Source organism: Affinirhizobium lemnae, from assembly GCF_022968395.1.
GTDB lineage: Bacteria > Pseudomonadota > Alphaproteobacteria > Rhizobiales > Rhizobiaceae > Neorhizobium > Neorhizobium lemnae.
In genome coordinates this window covers 1-7,056 of the sequence record NZ_JALJQZ010000087.1, presented here as the reverse complement: position 1 = coordinate 7,056, position 7,056 = coordinate 1, and the positions used below count along the sequence as shown (strand labels likewise).

2 protein-coding genes and 3 pseudogenes are annotated in these 7,056 nt (G+C 55.6%); 2 read left to right on the top strand and 3 right to left on the bottom strand.

Annotation, left to right across the window (positions count from 1 at the left end):
* Positions 1 to 126: 126 nt before the first annotated feature.
* Positions 127 to 2,361: a patatin-like phospholipase family protein gene (locus tag MUU53_RS22700; protein WP_247262877.1), complete on the bottom strand. Its 2,235-nt coding sequence runs from the start codon at positions 2,359 to 2,361 to the stop codon at positions 127 to 129.
* 245 nt (positions 2,362 to 2,606) lie between these two features.
* Complete coding sequence (locus MUU53_RS22695; protein WP_377307253.1) at positions 2,607 to 4,343, bottom strand: lysozyme; 1,737 nt, start codon at positions 4,341 to 4,343, stop codon at positions 2,607 to 2,609.
* A gap of 938 nt (positions 4,344 to 5,281) precedes the next feature.
* Here MUU53_RS22695 and MUU53_RS22690 point away from each other — a divergent pair.
* Positions 5,282 to 5,398, top strand: a pseudogene (locus tag MUU53_RS22690) (transposase); the annotation flags it as partial.
* A 231-nt stretch (positions 5,399 to 5,629) separates the two neighbouring features.
* Here the strand turns inward: MUU53_RS22690 and MUU53_RS22685 are convergent.
* Positions 5,630 to 6,649: pseudogene (locus MUU53_RS22685) on the bottom strand (IS110 family RNA-guided transposase).
* Positions 6,650 to 6,711: 62 nt separating this feature from the next.
* Between MUU53_RS22685 and MUU53_RS22680 the strand changes: the two are divergent.
* Positions 6,712 to 7,056, top strand: a pseudogene (locus MUU53_RS22680) (transposase); the annotation flags it as partial.

The following is a 7,056-nucleotide window of genomic DNA, read 5'->3' as shown; positions in this document are numbered from 1 at the left end:
ACATCCCATGAATCAGACAACACTCAGTGGGGGAACCCCGTTTCAGCTAAATGCAGCAATCCGTCCACACCGCCTAGCAACGTCATCCACACTATGTCCTTCGATCCTCATAGTCGGCCCGGCTTCCTAGATTTCGATCCCGGGCACCGCCTTCTTGACCGCCTCAAGCGGATCGCCTTCCTCAGACAGCACAACGGCATCCCGGCCCGTCACCAGACCCACTGCAATGTGTTCGCCCAGCGCCCGGTAGACCTCGAACTGCTCTTCGCTGAAGACCTGGTCGCCTGTGCTCTCGTGTGGGAATGTCCGGTGCGCCGCGGCATAGGAGCGAATGTAGTCGCACTCATCACCGCTCATCGATGATTTGATATAGACGATCACACCTGTCTCGTTGGCAGCACCGGGTCCTGAGGCGGGGAATTTTACTGTGCCGATTGCGACATGAGGCCTGAAAGTAGGCTCTGCCGCCCAGTTCAGGGCAAACCGCGAAATCTTTTCCCAGGGCAGATCGATGGTCACGTTAAGGTCTATGCGAGCCAGGCGCTCCAACTGCACGAGCGACGTGAAGGCCATGGTTGGGTCGGCTTCCCCGTCAACGGCGAAGATGATTTTGCACCGCCGGCGAAGGAGACCGTAGACGCCAAGATTGTCGATATGGCCACCGTCGGTGAGGAAGACAAAGCCCGTCTCACTTTTCGTCACATCTCGCTTAGTCAGCTTTATGCCGGTCCTGGAGAAAGCTTCGGAAAGCATGAAGACCGGACCTGGGTATTTTTTGAGGATCTGCTTGCGCTGAGCCACATGGCGCGGATGGCGTATCCAATATCCCAGCCGGACGTTCAGGAGTGCAATCGTAAGCGATAGCGGACGAACTGACGCCATCCCCATGTTCGGCGCGGCGGCCGCGCCGGAAACAGCGGTCGCGGTCCCGAGCGAAAAGCTCTTCATCGCGTCTTCCATGTCGGATGTACGTGCATATCCACTTGCTTCGCTGCCAACATAGCGTGGACTGAAAAAGAAGAAATCTGCGTTACGGCCGCGCCTGTTGGCAAAGCTTGAACCTGGAACGTTCAAGGCTGCGTTAATGAGATGGTAGGGAGCGTTTTCAGTGTTGATCGCGGAGAGTTTCAAGATATCGGCGTGGTAAGTATCAGCAACGTCTACGACGGCGCGAACGAAAAATGCATTTCCCAACCGGTCTCTATAGAGTTGATGGAGCGAGTTGGCGTTTACGTTCAAAAATGGCCAACTTGCCAAGAGCGCGCCGGCTAGAATGGTGTAAGAAGTTGCCGCCCACCACCGACTGTATGACGCGATCTGCCCGGTCTCGTCTGCTCCGAGCATCCATTGCACAAATCGAGGCGCGTGTGCGACGGAAGCCAGGCCGCTGCACGAAGCCATCCCATCGCAAAGCGCGGTTCCCCAAAATGTCATCTGCACAATTGCGATCCAAAGGATAGCGGGTAGGAGACCCGCCACGATAAGGAGAAGTGCCCGGCTTGCGACACGCTTTGCAATTTCACTCCAGCCGCCGGCATCGCCGCTCGTCGCTTTGCTAGCGATCCCATTGATATAGGGAAGCACGACCGCCACAATCGGCGACAGCCAAACGAAAAAGGTCTGCAGCTTTGCAAACTCGGATGCCAGGCCCATCCCGGCGGAATTCGATTGTCTGAACCACCAGGCGCTAAGTGCTGCATGGAGGTCGAGCATGATGATGACGAACGCAATCGTCAGCACGACGGCCGCAACGTTGGAGCCCCAGGTTCGCCAGTGCTTGGACGAATAGGAAATCACCGACACGAGGACTGCATAGAGCGCAAGCGCCGCCAAAATCACGACCAAGGTCGCCTGGGAAACTCGCAATGTTCCCGAGCCGATCACCGCGGACCAATCGATGAAAAGCGCGCGAGTGCTTCTGAGCTCGGCGGTGTTCGAGTTGAGGGCAAGGAGAAGGGCACTGATCATAAGCAGGATCGGCACGATCGCCAAGGCATTTGAAACCAACCCTCGCGCGTAGACGACAAAAGCGGTTACCACAGACCAGAGACCGTTTGGGACTAGGTAGCGGGAGTTGTCGCGCAAGTGTTTGACGATGGCGCTCTCCTTAGCGTCGGCAGGCGTCCCGAAAGGAAAGGCATTAGGATTGTCGGAGAGTCCAAGCGTCAGTGTGGAGCCGATGTAACCGCCACCCGAAACCGTTGAAAGATAGTCGACGTGCTTGATGAAGTCCTTGGACTGTAAACCCTGCAGGACACCTAGGCAAAAGGCAGCCGAGCGCTGGCCGCCCCCAGAGAGCGCAAGGCCAACTAGGCCGTTTTCCGCCGTGATCCGGAGGCCATCTACATTTTTGCCTAACACGTCTCTTCCGGTCTTCGCGCGCCGCGAACTAATAGCGGAGATTTCATCGCTGAAGACTTGGTCGAAAGTGATTTCGTTCCCTGACGACATTCCTACTCCTCTGTTATCAACCTATGCATGTCCGCCGCTCGAACCATGAACGATGATTCAGGGACCGGATCCCACAGGCGAACCTCGACCTGCCGGGGCGCCCATCCGACCATTTGCCGAATTTGGCGAGGTACACGGACTGGCGGCAGAATGGCCTATTTGGCCGTGCCGTTGCGTATGGCGCGCACCCACTTTTCCACCTTGCCGGTCAAACCCCATCCAGTGAGTGCGGCGAAGACCGGATAGGCGGCAGAGACCAGTTCGCGCGGAAGCGAATCGGTCTGCGCGGTCGAGGCCACGGCGCCGGCGGCGCTGGTTGCTGCGTTCAGCAGCGGCTCAGCGCCCCGCACGATCGGTGCGAGCTGGGGGAAAAAGATCGGCAGAATTGTCGTCACTAGGAGACCTAGAATCCCGATCGCCGTCTTACGCCCATCGAGCATGGTGCCAATGGTCTTGCCCAAGGCGCCGTTGACCGGCGTCAGCTGCGGGTCGCTCGACGAGGCGAGTGGATCGAGCTTTGCGTTCTGACGGAGCGCTTCGGCGATGACCTTCCGGGCTGCATCTGCATTCGCGAGTGCAGCCGTAAGTGCCGCTTGCTCGGTGGCGCTGAGAATACTGCCAGCGGGTAGCGATTTCGCTAGGTTTAGGGCGTCCGCAGTGTTTGCCGTCGCCGATCCGCCAGTAGCGGCTGGCTGCGTAATGCTCACCATCTGCGATTCCTCCTTGGGAAGATCTTGCCTGTCAATCAACAGATAATAAAAGGTTTGCTGCCCGTGCTTCTTCAGCAGTTTGTCGACCAGCGTCTTGAACTCGTTCCATTGGTTGGGCGGAACGGTCTGACAGCCGAGAGAAGATGTAGTGGTCACCCCGCCCCGATGAAGGTTGATCCAGAAACGGTGGCTTGCATCGTCGGTATCGTCGCCCGTCTCGTCACGAGTGACAGTGCAGTCACTATCTTGCCGAAAAGCCGGGTAGGGACCACCCTTGCGTGAAAAACCGTGGAGCCCTGGACGATACCGGACTGCCTGACGTGATTTGAGTTTTGCGATGCCCCGGCCGAACTTACCGGGATCCGTGTTGGCGTTGAAGCCATAGACATCGTCGGGATCAATCACGAACATTGCGTCGTCATAGACACCGCGATCGTTGGCAGCCTCTTTGCCCATGCTATTCAGATAGTAGCCCCGCACTGCTAGAACCGAGACGGCACTGATGCGACCATCTAATGGGACGAGATCGAGAAATTTCGCGAAGGCCCTTCGTGTCAGTTCTGGAGACTGCTTTGGTCGGCTAATCGGCAAAAGCTGAGAGGTGGGATTTGCCAGCAATTCTTCAGTTGATTCATCTTCCTCGGTCGGCGAAGGACCGCCTAAGAGCGCTGCGATCTGGGCGGCCGTGTAATGTTCTTCCTTTCCGTCCTTCGTCTCCATCACGCGCACAATGGGATCGCCGTAATCCGCCTTTACAAACATCGCCATTTCGCGAGCGCGCCTTGATATGAGACCATCTAGGACTTTTCCCTTGCTCTTGTTCCAATGCGCAAATTCTGCCGCCGCCCCATCAACATCGCCGGCATTAAGCTTCGTGGTCAGTGTCGCGTTACTAATCGCACCAGTATTGAAATGCCATGATACCAACGCGTCGAACTGGTTTTGCGAGAGGCTTGCGTGCACCGATTTTGCGACTTCGCTTTCCGCTTTAGCGATGTCGGTCCGGTAGATGTTGATTGCTTCTGTAAGGGAAATTTTCATACCAGATTGCGGATCTGGATCGCCAGCTGCTGCTGTGTGCCCCGCCCCGATCGTCATTTTCCCAGTGCTGTCGTCATAAGCCGTAAGCACAATTGCTTCTTCGGAAAGCATCGAACAGATGCCTCGTAAGCTCGTCTTCATCGAAGAAACTCCAACTCATAAGGCAATATTCAAGAACGAAGTAATTGACGAACGCAGTCGGGCGTCTAGCCCCTTTTGAGCCATTTAGACACGCTGCGCGGTATCAAAATCATATTTTTAAATGCATTTCAACTATAGTTTGTATTACAGAGCTGAAAGCGCTGAATGAGAGACTGATAGAATCCATCCATTCAAGTATAAGCCAGTGATATTTAACATAAAAATGTAAAGGAGACGGTGTCGGCAGGTGAACGCGCGTAAAGACGGCTGTTACCCCTTGTTGCTACGAAGAGGACTAAGGATTACCGCCCCATATCGGGCATTGACGACAGCAAGTAACTGTTATTAAGGGCTAATCGGCAATAACACAGCGTCCCAAGTGCGAGGACGCGGTTCGTATCCCTTCAAGGTGTTTGCGAACGAATCTGACGCTACCGTCTCAGTTAGTTGCCGTGAATGTGATAAGTGGTTCGGTTCCCGCGGTAGAGTTCAAAGCACGATATCGGCAAAAGCCGTTGTCCGCCGAAGCCCCTCCTCGCTACAATCGGTGACCATACAACACAAGCAGCAAGTTCGTGAGCGCGTGAGAGAAAGCATCGGAGGCTACCATGCGCTATAAGAGATCGGGTAAGGGACGTCCCTTTGTCCTTTTCTCTGTAAGTAGCCGTACGAGCAACTCGACTCTTTCGATTCCTGGTACGTTGTTTCGGTCGCGATAGAGTCGTTCCAATTCAGCTTTCAGCTTTCAGCTTTGTATCTCCGCCAGTCAAATCGCAGATGCCGGTTCGAGAACTTGCTCAGGATCGAACGGCATCCTTGAGCGTGTTTTTCTATTCATCGATGTGTTCTCGATCACGGCAGACCCAAGGTAATCCTCCCGCAAAATAGCGGACTTCAAAAGTAGAATTTTCTCGGGCTTTATGATCGAGGAGATTTTGATGAAGACGAGCAGATTTAGCGAACCGCAGATATTGGCCATCCTGCGCCAGGCGGAAGGTGGTGTTCCAGTTCCCGAGCTATGCCGGGAGCACGGGATGAGCACGGCCTCATTTTACATCTATGGACTGTTCCCCTTTGCAAGCTTGATGTTGAAGCGGTCTGGCGCTGGTCGATTGCAAACATCTATACGGCGTCATCATTTCCGAAGCGCCCAAATGGGGTATCCGCGCACATACGCCTCAACAAATGGGAGACCTTGTCGGCCATTATAAAAGACAGGTTCCGTATGTGCCGGTCCGACCGTTCATTCCATTTCAACCTTCATCTTGCAATTCGCATGCCTGCTCTCAAGGATTGGCTCGGTATTCACCACCGTGCTGAAGCAAGGCCCAGATCACCCTTGCGTTCTTGTTGGCGACGGCAACCCCTGCGCGATTGTAACCACGCCTTTCCCTAAGCTCGTTGACCCATTCGCTCGCAGGGTCAGATTTTCGTTGCGCCGTTCGCACCACTGACCTTCCGCCGTGGACCAGAAGTGTTCGCAGATGCTGACTGCCTCGCTTGCTGATGCCGAGCAGGACGCGTCGGTCGCCGCTGGAATGTTGTCGCGGCACCAAGCGCATCCAGGCGGCCAGATGTCGGCCATTCTTAAAGTCTGCTCCATCACCGATAGCCGCGACAACTGCTGTCGCAGTCTTGGGGCCGACGCCACGTATCTTCGCGATACGCTGGCAAACGTCGCTCTCGCGAAAGACGGCCTCGATCTGCTTGTCGAAGTATCTGATCTTCTCGTTGGGCTACAAAAGGAAGGCATGGAGGGTGCCGATGATATCGCGTGTCAGCTCGGTGATATCGATCTTTGGGTTGTTGATGATCTCCGGTATCGTGCGCTCTGCGATCGAGGCCGACTTCGCAATTGCCACGCCGCGCTCGAGAAGCAAACCTCGCATCTGCGAGATCAGGGCGACACGATGATTGACCAGTCTCTGCCGAGCACGGTGGAGGCCCTGGATATCCTGCTGGATGATCGATTTCTTCGGCACGAAGCGCATGTGTGGTTGTTGAACGGCAATGCATATTGCCTGGGCATCGTTGCCGTCATTTTTCTGGCCCTTCAAAAACGGCTTCACATACTGCGGCGCGATGATCTTCACAGTATGCCCCTGAGACTCAAAATGCCGCTGCCAGTGAAAGGCACCCGTGCAAGCTTCAATGCCGATCAGGCAAGGTGGCATAGCCTCGGTCACCTGCAGCAGTTGATCGCGCATCACGCGTCGCCTCAGGGCAACCTGACCATCGGCGCCCACGCCATGAAGCTGGAACACATTCTTGGCAATATCAATTCCCAGAACCGCAACGTTTGCCATGACAACCTCCTTCGTTGGTGCGTCCAGTTTCACTGCGGGGTGGGGGAACAGTCCATCCCATTAAATGGCGGGCCAAATATGGGGGCATGGACGCCTCGATGATCAGCCAGATGAAGGCTCTGGAAGACCAGAACCGTCGACTGAAGAAAATGTATGCGGAGATGAGCATGCAGGCCGAACTGCTCAAAGAGGCTCTGGGAAAAAAGTGACGCGGCCATCTCAACGCCGGGAGATGGCCGGGAAAGCAGTGGCGTTGCGAGGGGTGAGCATTGCGCTCGCCTGCCGCACCTTCGAGGTCAGCGAGACCTGCTACCGTTACAGCGCCAAGCTGAACGAGGAGAACGAACAGATCGCCGATCTCCTCATCGGGCTGACGCGAGCAAAGAAGAGCTGGGGCTTCGGCCTGT